We start from the raw sequence: 18,630 nt of genomic DNA on the forward strand, positions 1-18,630 counted from the left end.
TGTGTTTGCTCCTCTACACGCGCTTCAAGCGAGAGTCGAGCCACTCAAAGCGAATACACCGATTAGAATGAGATCGAGACTTGCGAATTTAACTATGAGCATCGACGCCGCCAACGACCTGATCACTACGCTTTCCACTGCCGCCCGCGAGGCCGGCCTCTCTGTCCTCTCTAACGAGCAGAGCACGGACTACAACCAGCGCCCGACCACCCGCTTCGTACTGGCTCTCACGCCTGATGCTCCCGCCGAGCGCCGCCTTCAGCTGGAGCTGAGCGAGGCCTTCGATTTTCATAAGCCGGACCTGCTGCCGGAGATGACCAGCCATCTGCGCGAGGCTGCGCAGCGGCTGCGTAATCCGCGCCCGGATGCTTATGTTTCGCTGGCCGGCCTGCCCATCAGCTACAGCGATTTCCGCTGGCCCTTTCACCGCTCGACCTCCGGCGCCGACACTTACATCGTGCATGGCATCGTTCGGCTTGAGGATGGCAGCGCATCGCCACTGCACGCAAAGATCTCCGCCAGCATGACGGTCACCTTTGCCGAGATCGTCCCTGCGCCCGAGCAGCCCTATGCGGAGACCTTCATCTACAACGCCGTGCGCAAGACGCTCGATCAGGGGCAGCTGGAAATGCTGAAGAGCGGCAACCGCCAGCCCGTGCCTGTGACCACGCGCTACTACAGCCGCTGGCAGAAGAAGTTCTTCTTCACCGACACCAACGACGCCTCGCGCATCGAGTTCCTCGCTATGAAGGTCTACTGGCTTTCCGGCGTCCTCGGCGGCAGCCAGCCTGTCTGGATCGCCGACCCGCGCGATGCGCAATATCTCAACACCACTCCACAGGAGCTGGCCCGGATGGCGGCTGACCTCAGCTCGCAGGGCCTGTTCACTCTGTCAGGCGAGTTTGCCGCAGCGACTCCCTCGCTGCTGGCGCGAGCTGAGCAGTATCACGCAAAGATGCATGCGGCCTTGGATGAAACCAAGCCAACCTTTAATGAGGACATGCGCGGCGGCCACACGAATATGTAGTTTCCATCACGTTGAGGAGATCGATTGCCGCACCGCCGCAGCACGCAGTGCGCCCGTCGGCTCCTCTTCGTGTTTGAAGTAGGCATAGACATCGCCCATCCCCGCATTCTTCCTGAGCTTGGCCGCAACGGCTGCAAGGTCCTTTTCCGAGTAGCTGGATTTGCGCAGCCGGTAGCAGTGGAAATCCGCTGTTGCGACCTCCGGCGTCGCTAGATCATCGCTCTCCGCAGCGCATAGCGCTGCACCATGGCCTCGCAGCAAGCCGTAAACATCCTCCGTAAACCACGAGTCATCGCGAAATTCAAAGGCCAGCTGCAGTCCGAGCGCTGCAGCGTCCGTGAGGAAGGCATCGAGCCGAGGTACGTCCGCTTTGAAGTTCGGGGGCAGTTGAAAGAGCACGAGGCCCATTCGCCCGCTTTCCACAACCGGACGAATCGATTCGCCGAACGAGTGCAGCAGCGCGGCGCAGTTTTTCAGGCGCGCAAAATGGGTGATCCGCTGCGGTGCTTTGAATGAGAAGCGGAAGTCTTCGCCCGTCGCAGCCAGCCAGGATGCGGTGATCTTCTCCGTCGGCAGACTGCGAAAGGTGTAGTTCACCTCGACCGTATTCAGCCGCGTCGCATAGTACTCCAGCATCTTTTTGGCGGGCAGCTTTGCAGGATAGAACTCGGGCTTCCAGCTTGCGTAGGCCCAGCCCGAGCAGCCGACGTAGACGTTGCCTTTGGCTTTCATGGTCAGCACAAGTATGTCACCGCGGGCAGCGGGGTGGCTTTACTGGCGAAGCCTGCCGTGGGGTGCCTGCTCGATCAGCCAATGCACCAGTTCTTTACCTGCGGCGAGATTGTCATATTCCGCAGGAAGCTTATGGCCATCTGTGTACTCGTTGTAGAGCCACGGATCGGCGACAGCGAAGACCGTCCCCTTGCCATACTTCGTGGTGGCCATAATGATATCGCCGCGATCGCGCAGGACGGCAACCGCAGGGCTCTGCAGTGAGATGGTGCAGGTGTCCTTCATGAAAATCGTGTGAGGCTGGTGGAAGACAGGTCCGTTGCCGCTGATCTTCATTCGCCCCATTGCATAGTTGCTGCCGATGACATGGTGGCTCAGCACGGGATTGAAGTGGATTCCGAAGCGGTCTGCGAGCAGGTTGAAATGCTCGATATCCGCGTTGGCGGGATCGTTTTCCATCATCACAAGCACGCCGCCCTGATGCACCCACTCGGCGATCTGGGCAGCGTCGGAGGCGTTCATGTAATGCGGATGAGGGTTCTTCGCAGGGATGTCCGGCGACGCGATGATGTAGAGCTGGGCCGCCTGAAGACTGGACAGAGTCGGCTCACTGGCGAGGGTTTCCGTTGCCACTCCATCGTTGCGGAAGACCTCGCCCAGCAGGGAAAAGCCGCTGTCGGTTTTGTCGTTCCACTTGTAGTGATAACTTTCGCTTACGCCGGCTGCGTTGATGCGCTGCTGGCTGTTGAACCAGGCATCGACAAATACGGTATTTCCGCTCTGGGCGGCGTTTGCGGCCCCGCTTCCAAGCAGAATTGCGGCCGCGAAAAGAGACCAGATTCCGGTCCGGATAAGCACTATTTGGTCTCCAAAAGAGGGTTTTCGAGGCGCAGAACGATAATAGTTATCATCGGAGAATCATTATCGCTTGTTGGAGGGGATTGCACCAGAAGCGGGGCATTTCGAAGGGGTTGATTGGGGCGGCTAGTGGGGGTCGAACCCACGACATCCGGTGCCACAGACCGGCGTTCTGCCTCTGAACTATAGCCGCCGTACCAGACTGGATTATAGCAAAGCTCAGCTGCGGTTCACCGAACAATGCAATCCAATCCTCCGCATGCGTGCGGACACGGTTACGGATGCGACGGTGGCTGATTGCCTTCGGACTTCTCGTCCGCCTTCTCCATGGACCGCTTCATCCGCCAGAAATTGTGCTGCTGCTCAGAGAACTCGGCCTTTTCCCAGTCGAGGATGCGCTGATGGGCATCCTGTTCTGACATTTCCACGACGCGGCTGACCTCGACATGGCGCACCTGATGCCAGGGATAGACGCGCTGGCCGCGAAGCAGGAAGCCGGACTCAGCCCAGCTCTCGAGGAGACTGGTGAACTTGCTTTTGACGTCGTATTCGTCGAGGAAAGGCAGCAGTTCAAACGACGCGCCATCGACGAGGGTTGCCGTTGCATAGGCTACGAGCACGGTTGGCGGGTACGGGTTTTCAGGGTTATCTTCCACGAGCGGACCTCCGAAAATTTTCTATTCAGAAGGCTTGGATGCGCTGTCGCGCAAGGAAGATGAGGATGGTGTTCTGAAGGCCGGAGCGGCAGGAAGGAAAGGGTGAAGAGGGAGTGCAGGCTGGAGCCTGCACTCCTGTTTGCTTCGGTTACTTCTTGAGCGAGCCCAGCTTGTAGACGATACCCGCGGTGCCGGCGAATTCATTCTGCCAGCTCAGCCCGTAGTGTGTCGGCTGCCAGTCGGTGGTGATGCGGACGGACCATTTGGGCGAAAGATTGTGGTCGTACCATGCTCCCACGGCAGAACCGAAGGCGAGCTTGTTGTTGTAGACGCCGATGATCTGCGGCTGAATGCCCGGCGGGAAGCCCTTGTCGAAGCTGCCGTAGGCGGCTCCGATGAGGGTGTGAAAGCCTGCCGCATAGTTCTGCTTGCGGATAAAGCGGAAGTCCGGGCCGAAGAGGAAGAGATTCTCCGACATCGGCGGATTGCCGGTGACGTATCTGTTCGGAGGCAGCGGAATGTTGCCGTAATATCCGCGTGCGCTGGCCTCGATGGCAAACAGCGGCGAGAACCACAGGTTGGCATCGCCATTCCATCCGAAGAGGTTAGTTGCCGCCAGGGTGCTGCCCTCGCCTGCGCCGGGGTTGAAGTGAGCGTAGGAAAAGCCGCCATAGACATCCCAGCGCTCGTTGTACTGCGGTACGGTGGCAATCGGAGCAGTAGCCGTAACCTGCGCAAAGATCGGGGCGCTGGACGCAGCCAGGAGGACGGAGCAGGCAATTGCGGCCCGCAGGGTACGGAATGCGGAAATCACTCGGACTTGCTACCTCTCAAGAAAAGCTTCGCTCGGAAAGAGCGGTAAATTACCACGATACACGGTTGCAGATCAGTTCATCCAGCGGCGGTCGTTGGGGTCTTTGTCGGGATCGATGTACTTGCCTTCGCTGTCGAAGCGTACGTCGCGGCCCTGCTTGCGCATGTAGACCTCGAACTTTTTGGCGGCGCGGCGGCGCTTCCACCGGTAGTAGTTGTTGCGGAGCCCGAAGTAGCGCTCACTGGTGGAGGACAGAAAGCCGCGGCGCGGGGCCAGGCGGATGTAGAGAAAACCGGCGAGAGCGCCGCCCAGCTCGGCAAAGGCGTAGAGCCGCTGTGCGCCGAAGAGCATGGCGATCGAGATGAGCATGTAGACGGCGACGAGGTACTTGGCCTTCATCGTCATGGGCAGCGGAAAGAGCATGAACTCCATATCGCCATAGAGCACGCCGAAGGCGACGAGCAGGCCGAAGATGCCTCCGAAGGCACCGGTCAGCACCACGTCATAGTGAGCGGCGAAGCTGAGGGCGATCGCGGCCAGGCCTGCGCCCGCTACGGAGACAAAGTAGATCTCGGCCAGCCAGCGTGAACCGTGGTTCGCCTCAAGGAAGCTGCCGAGAAACCAGAGAGACAGCATCTCGAAGGCGGTATTGAGGATGCCCTGGTGAAGGAAGCTGTAGGTGAGCAGCTGCCAGATGTAGCCATGCAGGACAGCAGAGGGGATGAGCGCCAGCAAGACGGTGAGCGAGTTGGCGAACGGCCTCGCGGCAACGCCCAGCAGCAGGAGCGCGAAGAAAATGCCGACGTTCCAGAGGATGAGCCGGCGGGTGAAGCCGCGGAAATCAGGGAAATTCATTACACCGAGTGAACGTGGCATGGCGACAGCGCTATTGTCTCAGGTTCGCAGGCGGGGTGACAGCCGGCGAACTGAACTTTTGCGCTGCCGCCCCAGGAGGCGAGGCCGGGTCAGCGCTGCGGCATCGGCACCACGGCCTGGCTGAAGTGACCCTTGGCATCGACCGAGCGCACGCCGAAGATCACGTTGTCCTTTGAAACAGGCAGGGTGATCGAATCGCCGGAGGCTGAGGTGGCAACGCCTTTCTGGGTGAAGAATTGCCACTCAGGGGCGGTGAGGACACGCCACACCACCTGATATTCCGTACCGGCGGGTGCGCCGGGGCCGGGCTGCCATTCGAGCTGGGTGTTGTTGTCCAGCTCTTTGGTGATGACCTTCACATTGACGGGCGGCGGCGGAGCAGAGGCCAGGGTGGCGAGGGTGGCGGCGTTGAGCTGGGCTACTTTGGCGACGTAGTTGAAGTCAACATACTTGAGGAGGTCGCCGTATTGCACCCCGTTTTCGACGCGGACGTTCTGGTGCTGATGGTTGAAGTCCTCGCGCCACTCGGTAAAGCGGACGGCGGCGAAGCCCTGCTGATTGAAGGACGTATGGTCGCCGCCGCGCAGAAAGCGGTCGCGGCGGAACTCGAGGGTGGGTATAAACCCTTTGCCGCCTTTGGTGATGGCTGCCGCCGAGTGGGTCTTAGGGGCGACACCGAGGACACTGTGCGCTCCCTGAGCGAAGTAGGTCCGGTCGGTCTCGGCGATCTCCCGGGCCAGTTCGCGGGAGGGAGAGTCGCTCTCGTAGCCGAGCATCTCGATGAGCCTGGTCTGCTGCGGAGTGGCGCTGGCGGGGATGCCCTCGGAGAAGACGCGGACGGTGGACTTGTCCTGCAGCTTGTCGCCGGGGGTGGTGTTGCCGCCGACGATGTCGTTGTTGAGCACGCCCTCGAGCTGCCAGCCTTCGGCTTTGGCGAGCTTGGCGAGGTGGCTGCTGCCGTTCAGGCCCTGCTCCTCACCGGCGACGGCGACAAAGACCAGGGTCGCGGGAAATTTGAGTTTGGAAAGGACGCGGGCGCACTCCAGGCTGACGGCTACGCCGCTGGCGTCGTCATTGGCGCCGGGTGCTTCGTCCCTGGTGTTGAGGGTGTCGGAGTTGCGTGAATCATAGTGGCCGGTGACGAGATACATTCTCGGGGCCTGGGCGGGATCAGTGCCGCGGAGAACTGCGTATACATTGCTGATGGTGGTGGGCTGGGGGATGCGGCTTTGGGGCGACTCAGTAAAAGTATCGCGCTTGACCTCAAGGCATCCACCGCAGTCAGCGGAATATTTTTTGAATTCCGACTCGATCCAGTCGGCTGCGGCGCTTACCCCCTGCCCCTTGGGGAGGTCTTTATCCATACTGGAGAGCGTATTGCGGTTATGAAAGCTGACCAGGGTCTGGATGGTGTTTTGAATCTGTGTGGCGGAGATCTGTTTGAGTGCCGCGGCGATGGCCGGATCGGCGGGCGCAACATTAATTGGCTGCCCGGTGGCATCCAGATCGCGCACGGCGCCGTCAGAGAAGGCAAAAGCTGCCGGCGCAAGCGATGCCAGCAGAAGAAGACTGAACCAGCGATTTTTACACATCTTCATTCGTAGTGATCTCCGCAGTGAGGAGATAATAACGCATCAACAGCCTTGCACCCCCGAAGCGCTTGACGTACAGACGGCTTCTCCTAAAAACTAAGCCAAGCTGTAACGCCATGCGTCTTTTAACTTAGCCACCTAACTATATTTGCCTGGAAGGTTCAGTTATGCCGATTTGCCCCGAATGTGAGAGCCCTCTTGATTTCGAAGTCTCCGATGCCGAAGAAGGCGATGTCGTCGTCTGCGATGAATGCGGCACGGAGTACGAGATCGTCGCTGTAGATCCACTTGAACTCGCGAAGATCGATGAAGACTTCGACGAAGAAGACGAAGAAGAAGCTGAAGAGGAAGAAGAATGAGCCACTCCAGGAGAGGCATGGCTGCCGCATGCGCGGTAGTCATGCTTCTGTTGGCGGTGTTCCTGCTGCCGGGTATGGCCGGTGCGCAGGGCGGCGCCATGAAATCAGTCGAGGGCCGCGTCGTGAACAACGACGAGACGCCGGTGGCCGACGCCATCGTTTACATCCAGGATTCGAAGACCAACAACATACGCAGCTTCATCTCGACCAAGGATGGCAGTTTCCGCTTTGGGCAGCTCTCAACCGATGCGGACTATCACGTGTGGGCCGAGTACAAGGGGAAGAAGAGCGATACGAAGGTGATCAGCTCTTTCTCCTCAAAGCTGAAGAATGTGATTGAGCTGAAGATCAAGAGCTGAAGAAGAATAAGAAGCAGTAGCATGAGCGGGTGAGATATCTGAGCCCATGGACGGTGGCGGCGGGGTTGCTGGCGCTGCTGCCGCTCTTCTGCTTCGGCTTTGCCGGGGAGCGCCTGCGGAAGGCGATCGCCGGATTGCCCCTACTGCCTCGCCTTACCCTGCCACTGCTGGGCGTTGTGCCTTACCTGCTGGTGGCTGTGCCCAGTGGAACTCTGCGGGCCGGCTGGCTGACTCTCTATCTATTGCTGCCCGCGATGGTGGCCTGCCTGCTGTGGCTGGCGAGCCGGTTGGATGAGGCGCGCCGGGGCCACTGGATCGACTTTGCGGTGCTGGTGACGCTGGGGCTGGCGGTGGATCTGCGCTGGCTGGAGCCGGCGTGGCCACACGGGGTTACGGCGATCAGTAAGCTGCTGCTGCTGGACGCGGGGCTCTACGGCTTTCTGGGGGTGCGCGGGCTGGATGGCGTGGGCTTTGACCTGAGAATAAAGGGCCAGGACTGGAAGACGGGGCTGTGGAACTTTGTGCTGTATGCGCCCGGCGCCATTCTGCTGGGGCTGGCGATCGGGTTCCTGCACCTGCACCTGCACCCGCGGATGGCGGGATCGTGGATTGTGCCGCTGGCGTGGATCTTTTCTTTCCTTTTTGTCGCGCTGCCGGAGGAGATTTTCTTTCGCGGGTGGATGCAGAATCTGATGGAGCGCAGGCTGGGGGCGCGGGCGTCGCTGGTGGTTACGTCGATTCTCTTTGGACTGTCGCACTTCAATAAGCGGGCCGCTCACTTCAACTGGCGGTATGTGCTGCTGGCGGCGATTGCGGGTCTGTTCTATGGACGGGCATGGAGGCGCGACAGGAGGATTGCCGCATCGGCGATCGCCCATGCGACGGTGGATACGGTCTGGGGAGCGCTGCTGCGCTAGGGCGACGGTGGGAGCGCGAACCCGGGCAGGTGCGGCGGTGCGATGCGCTAGAATCGGCATCAAGAAAATGAGGCAGCCCGGATGATCATTGTCGACAACGAAAGCGTTGAACTCGCCACCCCTTACGGGCCGATGCGGACGCATCTCTTCCGTCCGGCGGCGCCTGGGAAGTATCCGGGGATTGTTTTCTACAGCGAAATCTTCCAGGTGACGGGGCCGATTCGCCGGGCGGCTGCGATGCTGGCCGGGCACGGGTACGTTGTTGCGGTTCCGGAGATCTACCACGAGTTTGAGACGGCCGGAGTGGTGCTGGCCTATGACCAGGCCGGGTCGGATCGCGGCAATGCGTGGAAGACCACCAAGGAGCTGGCGAGCTATGATGCGGACGCGCGGGCGGTGCTCGACCACCTGAAGTCGCGCCAGGATTGTACGGGGCAGCTGGGGGCGATGGGCATCTGCATCGGCGGCCACCTGGCGTTTCGTGCGGCGATGAATCCCGATGTGCGGGGGACGGTCTGCTTCTATGCGACGGACATCCACAAGGGCGGCCTAGGCAGGGGCATGAAGGACGATTCGCTGGAGCGGACCAAAGATATTCAGGGCGAGCTTCTGATGATCTGGGGGCGGCAGGATCCGCACATTCCGCTCGAAGGCCGGATGAAGGTGCTGGCGCGGCTGAATGAGGTGAATGCCCGGTTCACCTGGCACGAGGTGAACGGCGCGCATGCCTTCATGCGCGATGAAGGCGTACGCTACGATCCTGAGCTGGCCTACCAGCTTTACGGGCTGGTCTTTGACTTCTTCCATCGGCGGCTGGGAATGGGCGATCTGCCCGTGCAGGCGGCGGCCGCTGGAGAGACAAAGCACTAGCGCTGCACCCGGGGCTTGCACCGGCAGAGGCTGGTGCAGCCTGTTCGTCCCAAGCTGTAACCAGAGGTTAAATCGTCATGCACATTGAAGACGCGGGCGCGCCCGAGCACGACACGCCGGGATGGCAGTTTGCAGTTACGGGCGGCATTCTCGGCTGGGTGCTCGATGCCTTCGATTTCTTCGTTGTCGTCTTCCTGATCAACGAGCTGATGGCGAAGTTCCATGTCGGCAAGCCTGCGATTGTGTGGTCGCTGACGGCGACGCTGGCGATGCGGCCGCTGGGCGCGCTGCTTTTCGGTGCGCTGGGCGACAAGTTCGGACGCAAGAAGCCGCTGATCGGCTGCGTAATTTATTTTTCGACGGTCACGGTTCTGACTGCGTTTGCGCCTACGTACACGGTCTTCCTGGTGCTGCGCGCTCTGTACGGGATCGGGATGGGCGGCTACTGGGGCATCGGCGCTTCGTATGCGATGGAGAGCGCGCCGCGACGCCAGAGGGGATTTCTGTCCGGAATGATGCAGGGCGGCTACCCCTTCGGCTACCTGTGCGCGGCGATTGGCATGCAGACGATTGCGCCGCGCTATGGGTGGCAGGCGATGTTCCTGGTCGGCTCCTCCGTGGCGCTGCTGATTGTGGTGCTCACCCTGTTTGCGCCTGAATCCGATGCGTGGAAGCAGCACAGGATGCCCTCAATCGGCGGGATGTTTGCGACTCTTTACAGCCACATCGGCATCTTCAGCTACCTGCTGGTGCTGATGATGGCGATGACGTGTCTCTCCCACGGTACGCAGGACCTCTACCCGGATTTCCTGAAGACGCTGAGCTGGATGAAGGGCGCGACGATCTTCGGGATGAAGGCGACACTCGGCATTCCTGTGGTCTACAACATCGGGGCGATTGTCGGGGCGCTCTCGATCGGCCAGCTTTCCGAGTCCATCGGAAGACGCTATGCGATCCTTCTCGCGCTGGTGCTGTGTCTGCTGTCGATACCGGCGTGGGCCTTCGGCGGTTCGGTGATGGCGATCGTGCTTGGTTCGAGCCTGATGCAGCTGGGAGTGCAGGGAGCGTTCGGCGTGATTCCGGCGCACCTCAATGAGCTTTCGCCTGACGCGATCCGCAGCCTGTTTCCCGGCTTTGTCTATCAGCTTGGGGTGCTGGCTTCGAGCCCGGCGCTGCCCATTCAGAACCTGCTGCAGCGGCGCTTTGGCTATCCCTGGGCGCTGACTTCGTTTGAGTTGGTGGTGATCCTGTCGCTGATGGTGATCTTCTGGCTGGGCCCGGAGAAGCGCGGCCGCAGCTTCAGAAGTGCTGCGGCTGCGGTGGAGACGGCGAAGATCTGAGAGTGCGGACTCAGCTAGTCCTGCTTAGTAAGCCCGTTTTAGCGCCAGTTGGGAGCGAGATCGGATTCGACTTCGCCCGTGGTCATGAAGCGCTCCATCGCCTGCATGGCGCAGCCCTGACCGCAGAGGTGATACATCGCCGGATTGCGGCTCTCGGCGGCGTTCCAAGGCATGAGGGTGAAGCGCACTGCTGGCTGGCCCTCTTCAAAGCAGGGTACCTCGCCGAGCACCACCATCCACCAGTGGTTGGCCTCGCCTTTCTTCTTGCCGCAGATGTCACACGTGAAGGAAACGTCCCAAACCATATCCACCTCTTATATCTTTCATCACATTAGCGCAGAAGGGGATTGCTTTCCTATTACTTTCTGCTTATCTTGCTTGAGTCAATCGCCGCCGGGAGGAGCTGTAACAAACTTCCTGAGAATGGCACTGAGGCAAGCAAAATGATTGCTCCAGTCTGTCCGCGTTGCTATCGTTCCAACTTCCACTTATCGCGGTTGAAGTGGAAGGATGCTTCTCGTTTGCTCATTTTCTATTACCCCGTGCGCTGCCGGCAATGTCACCTTCGTACATACACTACTTTTCATCTGGCATTCAGAATGCGGCGGGAGCGGCGGCCTGCTTCCTCTGCAAACACCGCACGTTGAACCCCCCAAGGGCCCTCACACTCGTGTAGACTGTGTTGAGACCCCCGTTGGATCGTCGGGACGTGGCTCAGCCTGGTAGAGCACTCGCTTGGGGTGCGAGGGGTCGGCAGTTCAAATCTGCCCGTCCCGACCAGTTTCTCCATGGCACTCGCCCATTCCGGGCTGCGGGGTTCCGCGAGTGCCGATGGCTTCTGACTTTGCCCAGACCGTAAAGCAACAGGCCGATATCGTACGTATCATCGGCGACTATGTGCGGCTCCGCAAGGCGGGGGCGCAGAACTTCTCCGGCCTTTGCCCCTTTCATAGCGAAAAGACACCCTCTTTCTCCGTCCACGCCGGTCGGCAGTTCTACCACTGCTTTGGCTGCGGGCAGTCGGGCGATGTGTTTTCCTTCCTTCAGAAAATCGAGAACCTGAGCTTTGGCGAAGCGGTGAAGACCGTGGCGCAGAAGTGCGGGATTCCGCTGCCGAAGCGGGAGTTCAGCTCAGCAGAAGAGGCTGCGGAGTCGCGCCAGAGGCAAAAGCTGCTGGAGCTGCACGAGGCGGCAACAGTGTGGTTTGAAGAGCAGCTGCGCTCCCCGGAGGGAGCGACGGCGCGCGAGTACCTGACGGGACGCGGGCTGACGCCGCAGGGGATTGCGAAGTTCCGGATCGGCTTTGCGCCGGACAACTTCAACGCGCTGCGCGATCGGCTGAAGGGGATGGCAGACGAGGCGACGCTGCGGGCCACGGGGCTGTTCTCCTTTAAGGAACTGGAGGATGGCAAGCCGGGGCCGCTCTATGTCCGCTTTCGCAAGCGGGTGATGTTTCCGATTGCCAACGAGTCGGGGCGGATCATTGCGTTTACGGCGAGGGCGCTCGAGAGCGGCGACAAGGCGGGGCCGAAGTATCTGAACTCGCCGGAGACGCCGCTTTATTCCAAGGGGCAGGTGCTGTTCAACCTGGACAAGGCCAAGCAGGCGATCCGGGACGCAAAATTTGCGCTGCTGGTGGAGGGGCAGATGGACTGCATCTCGGCCTATCTGGCAGGGATCGCGAATGTGATTGCCACGAGCGGAACCGCCTTTACCGAGGCGCAGGTGAGGCTGCTGCGGCGGCATACGACGCAGGTGGTGGTGAACTTTGACCCGGATACGGCGGGGGCGAATGCGGCTGAGAAGTCGATTGCGCTGCTGACGGAGGAAGACTTCCAGGTCAAGGTGGTGACGCTTGACGACGGGCTGGACCCGGACCGCTACATCCGCGAGCGAGGCGTACCGGCCTACATGGGGGCGCTGCGCGGGGCGCGTCGGCATACGGACTACCTGGTGGAGCGGGCGCGGCAGCTTTTTCCCCCGGTGACGGCAGAGGCGAAGGTGAAGGCGCTGAACTATCTGCTGCCGCATATTCGCAGGGTTCCGAGCCGCATTGCGCGGGACGAGTTTGCGGCAGACGCGGCGCAGAAGCTGGGCATCGACTCAGCGCTGGTGCGGGAAGAGCTGAAGCAGGCGGCAGCGAAGCGGCGCGACCACCTGGAGCCGCTGGTGAGCCTCAGCGAATCGGAAAAAGTGGTGCTGCGAGCCTTTGCAGCGCCGCTCTCGGATGCGGCTTTCACCACCGCGGCGCAGGCGGTGGAGACGCATCCGGATCATTTTGACGGGCTTACGATTTCTCCACTGCTGAAGCGGCTGGCAGAGCGCGGAGAGGCTGATCCGATGAGCGTGATCGAGGATGCGGGCGAACGTGCGATGCTGGCGCAGGTGCTGATCGGAGAGCTGCAGGCGGTAACGGCGGAGGACGTGACGGGCGCGCTCGAAGCGCTGCATCACCGCTCCCTGGAGCAGAGGCAGCGGAGCCTGCGCGCGGCTATCTCAGAGGCGGCGCGGAAGGGCGACGGCGAGTTGATCCAGAAGCTGACGGCAGAGAAGCTGGCGGTTGACCGGGAGCTGCGGGCCCTGATCTAACCCGGGCAGGCGAGGTCTACACTGAGAGCAGTGACTGAGAAACCAGAGACACAGGAAGATGGGCAGAAGCCTTCAGGCGGAATCTCGTGGAGGGCAATGCTTTTTATTCTGCTGGGAGCGATCCTGGTAGCGGCGGCGGTCGCCTATCGGCTTATTTTTCCGTTCTTTCATCAACAGCCTTAGCGCTGCCGGGAATGAGGACGGGGATGCCGTCGATGACCGGAAAACGGACACCGCATCTCCGGCAGATGAGCCCGTGCGGGTGTTCTTCGAGCGCGCCGTGACAGTTGGGGCATCCGAGCAGGCTGAGAACCTTCCTGTCCATAGGTTTCGCATCCATAAGTTCAGTGTACCCATCCTTTAGGATAGAGAAGCATTTGGAGAAGGTTTTGATAATGACACAGACACCGACAATCGCCGTGCCCCGCGTTCTGGATGGAAATGCCATCGCCGCCCAGATCAAGACCGAAGTTGCCGCCGAAGTGGTGCGCCTGGAGGCGCGCGGAATCCGGCCCGGCCTGGCGGCGGTGCTGGTGGGGCATGTGCCAGCTTCGGAGATTTATGTTCGCAGCAAGGTGAGGACGTGCGAAGAGCTGGGCCTCTATTCGGACCTGATTACTCCGCCGGACACGGTCACGACGGAGGAGATGCTGGAACTGGTGGCGACGCTGAATGCTCGCGAGGATATTGACGGGATCCTGATCCAGCTGCCGTTGCCCGCGCAGGTGGACGCCAAGCGGCTGCTTGAGGCGGTGGCGCCGGAGAAGGATGTGGATGGTTTTCACCCGGTGAATGTGGGCCGCCTGCAGACTGGGCAGCCAGCGCTCGCGCCGTGCACGGCGGTGGGGATGATCGAGATTCTCAAGCGCAGCGGGGTGCCGATTGCGGGGCAGAATGCGGTGATCCTGGGGCGGAGCGATATTGTGGGCAAGCCGACGGCTGTGCTGTTGCTGCAGGAAAATGCGACGGTGACAATCTGCCACAGCCGCACGCGCGATCTTGCTTCGTTTACGCGCAACGCGGATATTCTGGTGGCGGCGATTGGGCGGCCGGGTTTTGTGACGCCGGAGATGATCAAGCCGGGCGCTACGATTCTCGACGTGGGCATCAATCGCATCACGGTCCGCGAGGAGTTCGACAAGTACTTTGCGGGCGACAAGCACCGCGAGGAGATGTTCCTGCTGAAGGGGTCGACGATTGTGGGCGATGTTCATCCGGATACGTTCAAGCTGGCGGGGGCTTATACGCCGGTGCCGGGCGGAGTCGGCAAGCTGACGATCGCGATGCTGATGGCGAACACGGTGCGCGCTGCCAAGCTGCGCCGCGGCATCGTGGACTAGTCGATGCTTCGTGTGGGACTCACCGGCGGGCTGGGCAGCGGGAAGACTACAGTCGCCGGAATGCTGGCTGAACTGGGCGCACATACCCTCTCCGCCGACGAGGTGGGGCGACGGCTGATGGAGCCCGGGGAGCCGGTTTACGCAGAGATTGTCCGGCATTTTGGCCCGGCGGTGGTGGGTTCGGATGGACGGCTGGACCGGAGCAAGCTCAGCGGTCTCGCCTTCAAGGAAGGGCGGCTGGCGGAGCTGAACCGGATTGTGCATCCGGCGGTGATCGCGGCGCAGGAAGCGTGGGCGAGGGAGCTGGCGGTTCAAGAGCCACAGGCGATTGCGGTGGTCGAGTCGGCGCTGATCTTCGAGGCCGACTCTGGCGGAACGGCGCCGGGGTGGCGCAGCCGCTTTGACCGGATTGTGCTGGTGACGGCGCCCGAGGCTCTGAAGATTGCGCGCTTTGTGGAGCGCATGGCCGGGCGCGGGCTCAAGCGGGAGGCGCTGGAGGCAGATGCGCGAGCGCGGCTGGCGGCGCAGCTTCCGGACAGCGAGAAGATGAAGTTGAGCGATTATGTGATCGACAACAGCGGCAGCCTGGAAGAGACCCGCGAGCAGACGGAGCGCATTTTTCGAGCGCTGCGTGAGCAAAACTGAACTGCACCCGCAGGATAGCTAGAATAGATTCTGAGGGATAAGCAGTGGTTCGCACCCGTAGAGAGAAAGTCATGAAGATCCGCAATTTCATTCTCGCCGTGCTGCTGGCGGCCGGCGTCGGCTATTTCGTTGCGTGGAAGGGACAGCCGCACAGAGAGGGAGCACACTCCCCGCTCACGTTGACGGAAGCGCATGCCGCGCCCGAGTATGACACGGAAGAACTGGATAACATTGCTGTTTACAAGAAGGTGCTGCCCTCGGTCGTGAACATTACCTCGACGACGGTGACGCTCGACTTTTTCTATGGGCCGGTGCCGCAGCGTGGCCAGGGCTCGGGCTTCGTGCTGGATAAGCAGGGGCACATCCTCACCAACTATCACGTGATCGCGGATGCGCAGAATATCCAGGTAACGACGTCAGACAAGCGCAACTACAAGGCGCGGGTGATCGGGAAGGATCAGCGGCATGACCTGGCGCTGCTGCAGATCGATGGCGCGGCGGACCTTGTGCCGGCTGTGCTGGCGCAGTCCCATAACCTCGTGGTCGGGCAGAAGGTGTATGCCATCGGCAATCCCTTTGGGCTGAGTGGCACGATGACGACGGGCATTATCAGCGCCATCCGCTCGATTCGCGGGCCGCAGGGCGCACCGATCGAGAACGCGATCCAGACGGACGCGGCCATCAACCCCGGCAACTCCGGCGGGCCGCTGCTGAACTCGCGCGGGGAGGTGATCGGCATCAATTCGCTGATTGCAACGAACCCCAACGAAAACGTGGAACAGAGTGCGGGCATCGGGTTTGCCATTCCCATCGATACGGCCAAGGCGGTGCTGGGTGATTTCCAGCGGTACGGGCATGCACGGCGGCCGAGCCTGGGTATCACGTCCCTGTCGATCGGGCCAGACCTTGCCCAGCAGATGGGTCTCGCTGCGGACTATGGCGTGCTGATTCAACGGGTCGTGCCGGGAGGCGCGGCGGAGCGCGCAGGGTTGCACGGCGGCACGCAGGCAGCCTATCTCGGCAATCTCCAGATTCTGCTGGGGGGTGACTTCATCATCGCCATCGACGGGCAGCAGATCGCCAGCACGGAGGACATCAATCAGGTCATGGACCTCCACCAGGTGGGCGATACTGTCACCGTCACCTTCCTGCGCGGACATCGTAAACTGACGGCCCGAGTCACGCTGGGGGATGCGCACGATCTATCGGCATAAGAGCAGGCAGCCCGGGAGCGCGGGTGGAAGTCGTCCCAACTGAATAGCAGAAAGGCAGCCGAGAACGATGGCAGTGAACAAGTGGACTGCGGCAGAGATTCCTTCTCAGGCGGGCAAGCTGGCGCTGATCACTGGCGCGAACAGCGGCATCGGCTTTCATGCGGCCATGGAACTGGCCCGTGCAGGCGCGGCAGTGATCCTGGCGTGCCGCGATCTGCAGAAGGGCGCCGCGGCAAGGCAGCGCATCCTGCAGGAACTGCCGCAGGCTGCCGTTGAGCTGCTGCAGCTCGACCTGGCGAATCTGGCCTCGATTCGCGGAGCCGCCAGGGAATTTCTCACCAGCGGCCGCGTGCTCGACCTGCTGGTGAACAATGCCGGGGTGATGGCGCTGCCGGAGCGGCAGTTCACCGACAACGGCTTCGAGAAGCAGATCGGGACGAACCACCTGGGGCATTTTGCGCTGACCAGCATGCTGCTGCCTGCGGTGCAGGCGGCGCCGCATCCGCGGATCGTGACAGTCAGCTCGATTGCACATCGCGGCGGGCACATTCGTTTCGACGACCTGAACTGGACGCGCGACTACAAGCCATGGCCTGCCTATCGGCAGTCGAAGCTCGCGAATCTTTACTTCGCCTTTGAGCTGGAGCGCAGGTTGCGACGTACGGACTCAAATGCCATCAGCCTTGCTGTTCATCCCGGAGTGGCCAACACCAATCTCTTTCAGGCAGGACCGGGGCAGGGTGGCGGACTGCTCGCGAAGACCATCCCGGCTTTTATTGCACTGACCTCACAGACGGATGCGCAAGGGGCTTTGCCCACACTCTATGGGGCGAGCGCGCCGATGGTGAGGGGTGGAGGATATTACGGGCCGGATGGATTTCGCGAGATGCGCGGCTATCCGGTGGAGGTGAAAGCCGAGGCGCAGGCCTATGACGAGGCTGCGGCGCAGCGGCTTTGGAAGCTGTCTGAACAGCTTACGGGCGAGATATTCGAAGGGCTGAAGCGATAAGGCCCGCGCTCGTGTTGAGAATGCGGGCCTTATCGGTGAGGCAATGACGATCAGCGGCTACTTGGTTTCGGCCAGCGCTTCGTCAATGAGCTGATAGAGGCGAGTCCGGTCTACAACCTCGACAAACGGCACGCCGCTGGTCTTGTTGGTCACGATCCAGATGGTCGGGGTGTGTTGAATACCGATGCTTTGCCCGAGATCGTAGTCTGCCTTGACTGCTGCGGCCAGCTTGCCCTGCGGGTCAACGACAAAGGGAAAGGCCAGATTGTGCGCCTGGGCGAATTTCTGGGCGAAGGCGCGAAGGTCGTCCTGGGTCTGGATCGAGGGCTGATTCGCAAAGACTTCGTCGCGGAACTCGTCGCCGATCTTTTTCGATTTGGTGTCGAACCAGCGCGCATCGACGGCAGCGTCAAAGCTCCAGGTATGAAAAGGGAGCGGGAAGTCGTGGCGGACCCAGGGGATGTGGTATTTCTCGGCCGCCTCTTTGAGCAGCGGATTGGCGCGGGCGCAGTCAGGGCACTCCATGTCGTCAAACTCAAGGATGGCGACGCGTGCTCCCGGTGGCGGCTTCAGCGCGCGGGCGTTGTGCACGGGGGTGGTCTGCGTCTGCGCGTGGGCAGACTGCGGATGGCCGAGCAGGAAAAAAGTGCCGGCAAAAAGGACGGCGAAGAGAGGAACGCTACTTGTCAGGCGCACGAAGGCTCGCATACTGATTAAATTGTATCGAACCGGGAGCCGGTTCCTGCTTTCAAGATGAAAGCAAAAGAGGAGATACTGCAACCAATGAGCAAGAAACAGATTTCCTGGTGGGGCGGGGCTGCGCTGGTCGTACTGTTTTTTGCTTATCCGGCAAAGATTACGGTGGCGCCGCCCTATGAAGTGACGCTGCTGAACCAGTTCAACAAGCCGATGGCCACTGCACCGGTGAGTGAGGTGTGGTGGCAGACCTCAGTCGAGCGAAAGGAACACACGGAGCAGCGCACGACAGATGCGGACGGGCGAGTATCGTTCCCTGAACGGACGATGCGCGCGCCGCTCTTCCAACGCATGGTCGGGTGCCTGGCGTACCTGGGGCGCGAGGGGTTGGCGGCGAGTTGCGGAAGCCAGTCCTCAGTCAGTGCCACGGGCGACGTGAAAGAGTTGATGCGCGCCGATGTGACGCTGGGAAGCTTCTCCAATCTTCACCAGCTCAAGCTGATTGTTGAGCCGTGCGATCCGGGACAGCCGTCGATCTGCTGACAACGCGGCAGACACATTCCTTCGTATCTCCATCGGAAGGGGCTTGCCCACTGCGCCCTGCGGTGTGCTACCATTTGCGCTCTTCAGGACGTGGTTATTTTTAACGCTTGAAAGCTGCGTCCGTTGCTTCCTATGAGTTGCAGAGATCGCAATTCGGCAGCAACCCCTCAGACGCCCCTCGCGACGCCTTTGCA

Annotated in this window: 21 protein-coding genes and 2 tRNA genes; 13 read left to right on the top strand and 10 right to left on the bottom strand. The window is 61.1% G+C overall.

Annotated elements, in window-relative coordinates; translation table 11 throughout:
- The first annotated feature begins 94 nt into the window (after positions 1-94).
- On the top strand, positions 95-1,027 hold the full coding sequence (locus C7378_RS11055) for a hypothetical protein (protein WP_131996318.1): 933 nt from the start codon (positions 95-97) through the stop codon (positions 1,025-1,027).
- A 6-nt stretch (positions 1,028-1,033) separates the two neighbouring features.
- Here C7378_RS11055 and C7378_RS11060 read toward each other — a convergent pair whose 3' ends face one another.
- The 7 genes from C7378_RS11060 to C7378_RS11090 all read right to left on the bottom strand — a co-directional run bounded on the left by C7378_RS11060 (position 1,034) and on the right by C7378_RS11090 (position 6,561).
- Positions 1,034-1,759 (bottom strand): DUF72 domain-containing protein, encoded by a 726-nt coding sequence (locus C7378_RS11060; RefSeq protein WP_131996961.1) that lies wholly within the window; start codon positions 1,757-1,759, stop codon positions 1,034-1,036.
- Between the two features lie 39 nt (positions 1,760-1,798).
- Positions 1,799-2,617 carry a DUF4350 domain-containing protein gene (locus tag C7378_RS11065; RefSeq protein WP_131996321.1) on the bottom strand — a complete coding sequence of 273 codons (819 nt, stop codon included), beginning with the start codon at positions 2,615-2,617 and terminating at the stop codon, positions 1,799-1,801.
- 118 nt (positions 2,618-2,735) lie between these two features.
- Positions 2,736-2,810 (bottom strand) — tRNA-His (locus C7378_RS11070).
- An 82-nt stretch (positions 2,811-2,892) separates the two neighbouring features.
- Entirely contained in the window at positions 2,893-3,273 is a 381-nt protein-coding gene (locus C7378_RS11075) for a hypothetical protein (RefSeq protein ID WP_131996324.1), read from the bottom strand.
- A 148-nt stretch (positions 3,274-3,421) separates the two neighbouring features.
- Positions 3,422-4,087, bottom strand: a complete 666-nt coding sequence (locus C7378_RS11080; RefSeq protein WP_131996327.1) for a hypothetical protein — start codon at positions 4,085-4,087, stop codon at positions 3,422-3,424.
- Between the two features lie 72 nt (positions 4,088-4,159).
- Entirely contained in the window at positions 4,160-4,963 is an 804-nt protein-coding gene (locus C7378_RS11085; RefSeq protein ID WP_131996330.1) for a rhomboid family intramembrane serine protease, read from the bottom strand.
- Positions 4,964-5,052: 89 nt separating this feature from the next.
- Positions 5,053-6,561 carry a M20/M25/M40 family metallo-hydrolase gene (locus tag C7378_RS11090; RefSeq protein ID WP_131996333.1) on the bottom strand — a complete coding sequence of 503 codons (1,509 nt, stop codon included), beginning with the start codon at positions 6,559-6,561 and terminating at the stop codon, positions 5,053-5,055.
- A gap of 161 nt (positions 6,562-6,722) precedes the next feature.
- On the opposite strand from C7378_RS11090, the gene C7378_RS18095 reads away from it, so the two are divergent.
- From C7378_RS18095 to C7378_RS11115, 5 genes are all read left to right on the top strand, one after another.
- Positions 6,723-6,914, top strand: coding sequence for a hypothetical protein (locus C7378_RS18095; protein ID WP_131996336.1), 192 nt, complete (start codon positions 6,723-6,725; stop codon positions 6,912-6,914).
- Between the two features lie 17 nt (positions 6,915-6,931).
- A complete protein-coding gene (locus C7378_RS11100; protein WP_243648196.1) occupies positions 6,932-7,273 on the top strand; it encodes a carboxypeptidase-like regulatory domain-containing protein in 342 nt (113 codons plus the stop codon).
- Between the two features lie 29 nt (positions 7,274-7,302).
- Complete coding sequence (locus tag C7378_RS11105) at positions 7,303-8,190, top strand: CPBP family intramembrane glutamic endopeptidase (RefSeq protein ID WP_243648197.1); 888 nt, start codon at positions 7,303-7,305, stop codon at positions 8,188-8,190.
- 81 nt (positions 8,191-8,271) lie between these two features.
- Positions 8,272-9,060: a dienelactone hydrolase family protein gene (locus C7378_RS11110; RefSeq protein WP_131996342.1), complete on the top strand. Its 789-nt coding sequence runs from the start codon at positions 8,272-8,274 to the stop codon at positions 9,058-9,060.
- Positions 9,061-9,137: 77 nt separating this feature from the next.
- Positions 9,138-10,400: an MFS transporter gene (locus tag C7378_RS11115; RefSeq protein WP_131996345.1), complete on the top strand. Its 1,263-nt coding sequence runs from the start codon at positions 9,138-9,140 to the stop codon at positions 10,398-10,400.
- 38 nt (positions 10,401-10,438) lie between these two features.
- Here C7378_RS11115 and C7378_RS11120 read toward each other — a convergent pair whose 3' ends face one another.
- On the bottom strand, positions 10,439-10,705 hold the full coding sequence (locus tag C7378_RS11120; protein ID WP_131996348.1) for a hypothetical protein: 267 nt from the start codon (positions 10,703-10,705) through the stop codon (positions 10,439-10,441).
- A gap of 398 nt (positions 10,706-11,103) precedes the next feature.
- On the opposite strand from C7378_RS11120, the gene C7378_RS11125 reads away from it, so the two are divergent.
- Both C7378_RS11125 and dnaG read left to right on the top strand, forming a co-directional pair.
- Positions 11,104-11,180 (top strand) — tRNA-Pro (locus C7378_RS11125).
- 51 nt (positions 11,181-11,231) lie between these two features.
- Complete coding sequence (dnaG, locus tag C7378_RS11130; protein ID WP_131996351.1) at positions 11,232-12,989, top strand: DNA primase; 1,758 nt, start codon at positions 11,232-11,234, stop codon at positions 12,987-12,989.
- 151 nt (positions 12,990-13,140) lie between these two features.
- Here dnaG and C7378_RS11135 read toward each other — a convergent pair whose 3' ends face one another.
- On the bottom strand, positions 13,141-13,314 hold the full coding sequence (locus C7378_RS11135; protein WP_131996354.1) for a Trm112 family protein: 174 nt from the start codon (positions 13,312-13,314) through the stop codon (positions 13,141-13,143).
- A 70-nt stretch (positions 13,315-13,384) separates the two neighbouring features.
- Here C7378_RS11135 and C7378_RS11140 point away from each other — a divergent pair, with 70 nt between their 5' ends.
- The 4 genes from C7378_RS11140 to C7378_RS11155 all read left to right on the top strand — a co-directional run bounded on the left by C7378_RS11140 (position 13,385) and on the right by C7378_RS11155 (position 17,197).
- The gene (locus C7378_RS11140) at positions 13,385-14,329 is read left to right on the top strand and encodes a bifunctional 5,10-methylenetetrahydrofolate dehydrogenase/5,10-methenyltetrahydrofolate cyclohydrolase (RefSeq protein WP_131996357.1); all 945 of its coding nucleotides are present in this window, start codon (positions 13,385-13,387) and stop codon (positions 14,327-14,329) included.
- A gap of 3 nt (positions 14,330-14,332) precedes the next feature.
- Positions 14,333-14,974, top strand: coding sequence for a dephospho-CoA kinase (coaE, locus tag C7378_RS11145; protein ID WP_131996360.1), 642 nt, complete (start codon positions 14,333-14,335; stop codon positions 14,972-14,974).
- A 71-nt stretch (positions 14,975-15,045) separates the two neighbouring features.
- Positions 15,046-16,188 carry a S1C family serine protease gene (locus tag C7378_RS11150; RefSeq protein WP_131996363.1) on the top strand — a complete coding sequence of 381 codons (1,143 nt, stop codon included), beginning with the start codon at positions 15,046-15,048 and terminating at the stop codon, positions 16,186-16,188.
- 67 nt (positions 16,189-16,255) lie between these two features.
- Complete coding sequence (locus C7378_RS11155; RefSeq protein ID WP_131996366.1) at positions 16,256-17,197, top strand: oxidoreductase; 942 nt, start codon at positions 16,256-16,258, stop codon at positions 17,195-17,197.
- A 57-nt stretch (positions 17,198-17,254) separates the two neighbouring features.
- Here C7378_RS11155 and C7378_RS11160 read toward each other — a convergent pair whose 3' ends face one another.
- Positions 17,255-17,893: a DsbA family protein gene (locus C7378_RS11160; RefSeq protein WP_243648198.1), complete on the bottom strand. Its 639-nt coding sequence runs from the start codon at positions 17,891-17,893 to the stop codon at positions 17,255-17,257.
- Positions 17,894-17,980: 87 nt separating this feature from the next.
- Here C7378_RS11160 and C7378_RS11165 point away from each other — a divergent pair, with 87 nt between their 5' ends.
- A complete protein-coding gene (locus C7378_RS11165; protein WP_131996372.1) occupies positions 17,981-18,436 on the top strand; it encodes a transthyretin-like family protein in 456 nt (151 codons plus the stop codon).
- Positions 18,437-18,630: the final 194 nt, after the last annotated feature.

Origin of the sequence: Acidipila rosea, from assembly GCF_004339725.1 — a bacterium.
GTDB classification, from domain to species: Bacteria; Acidobacteriota; Terriglobia; order Terriglobales; family Acidobacteriaceae; genus Acidipila; species Acidipila rosea.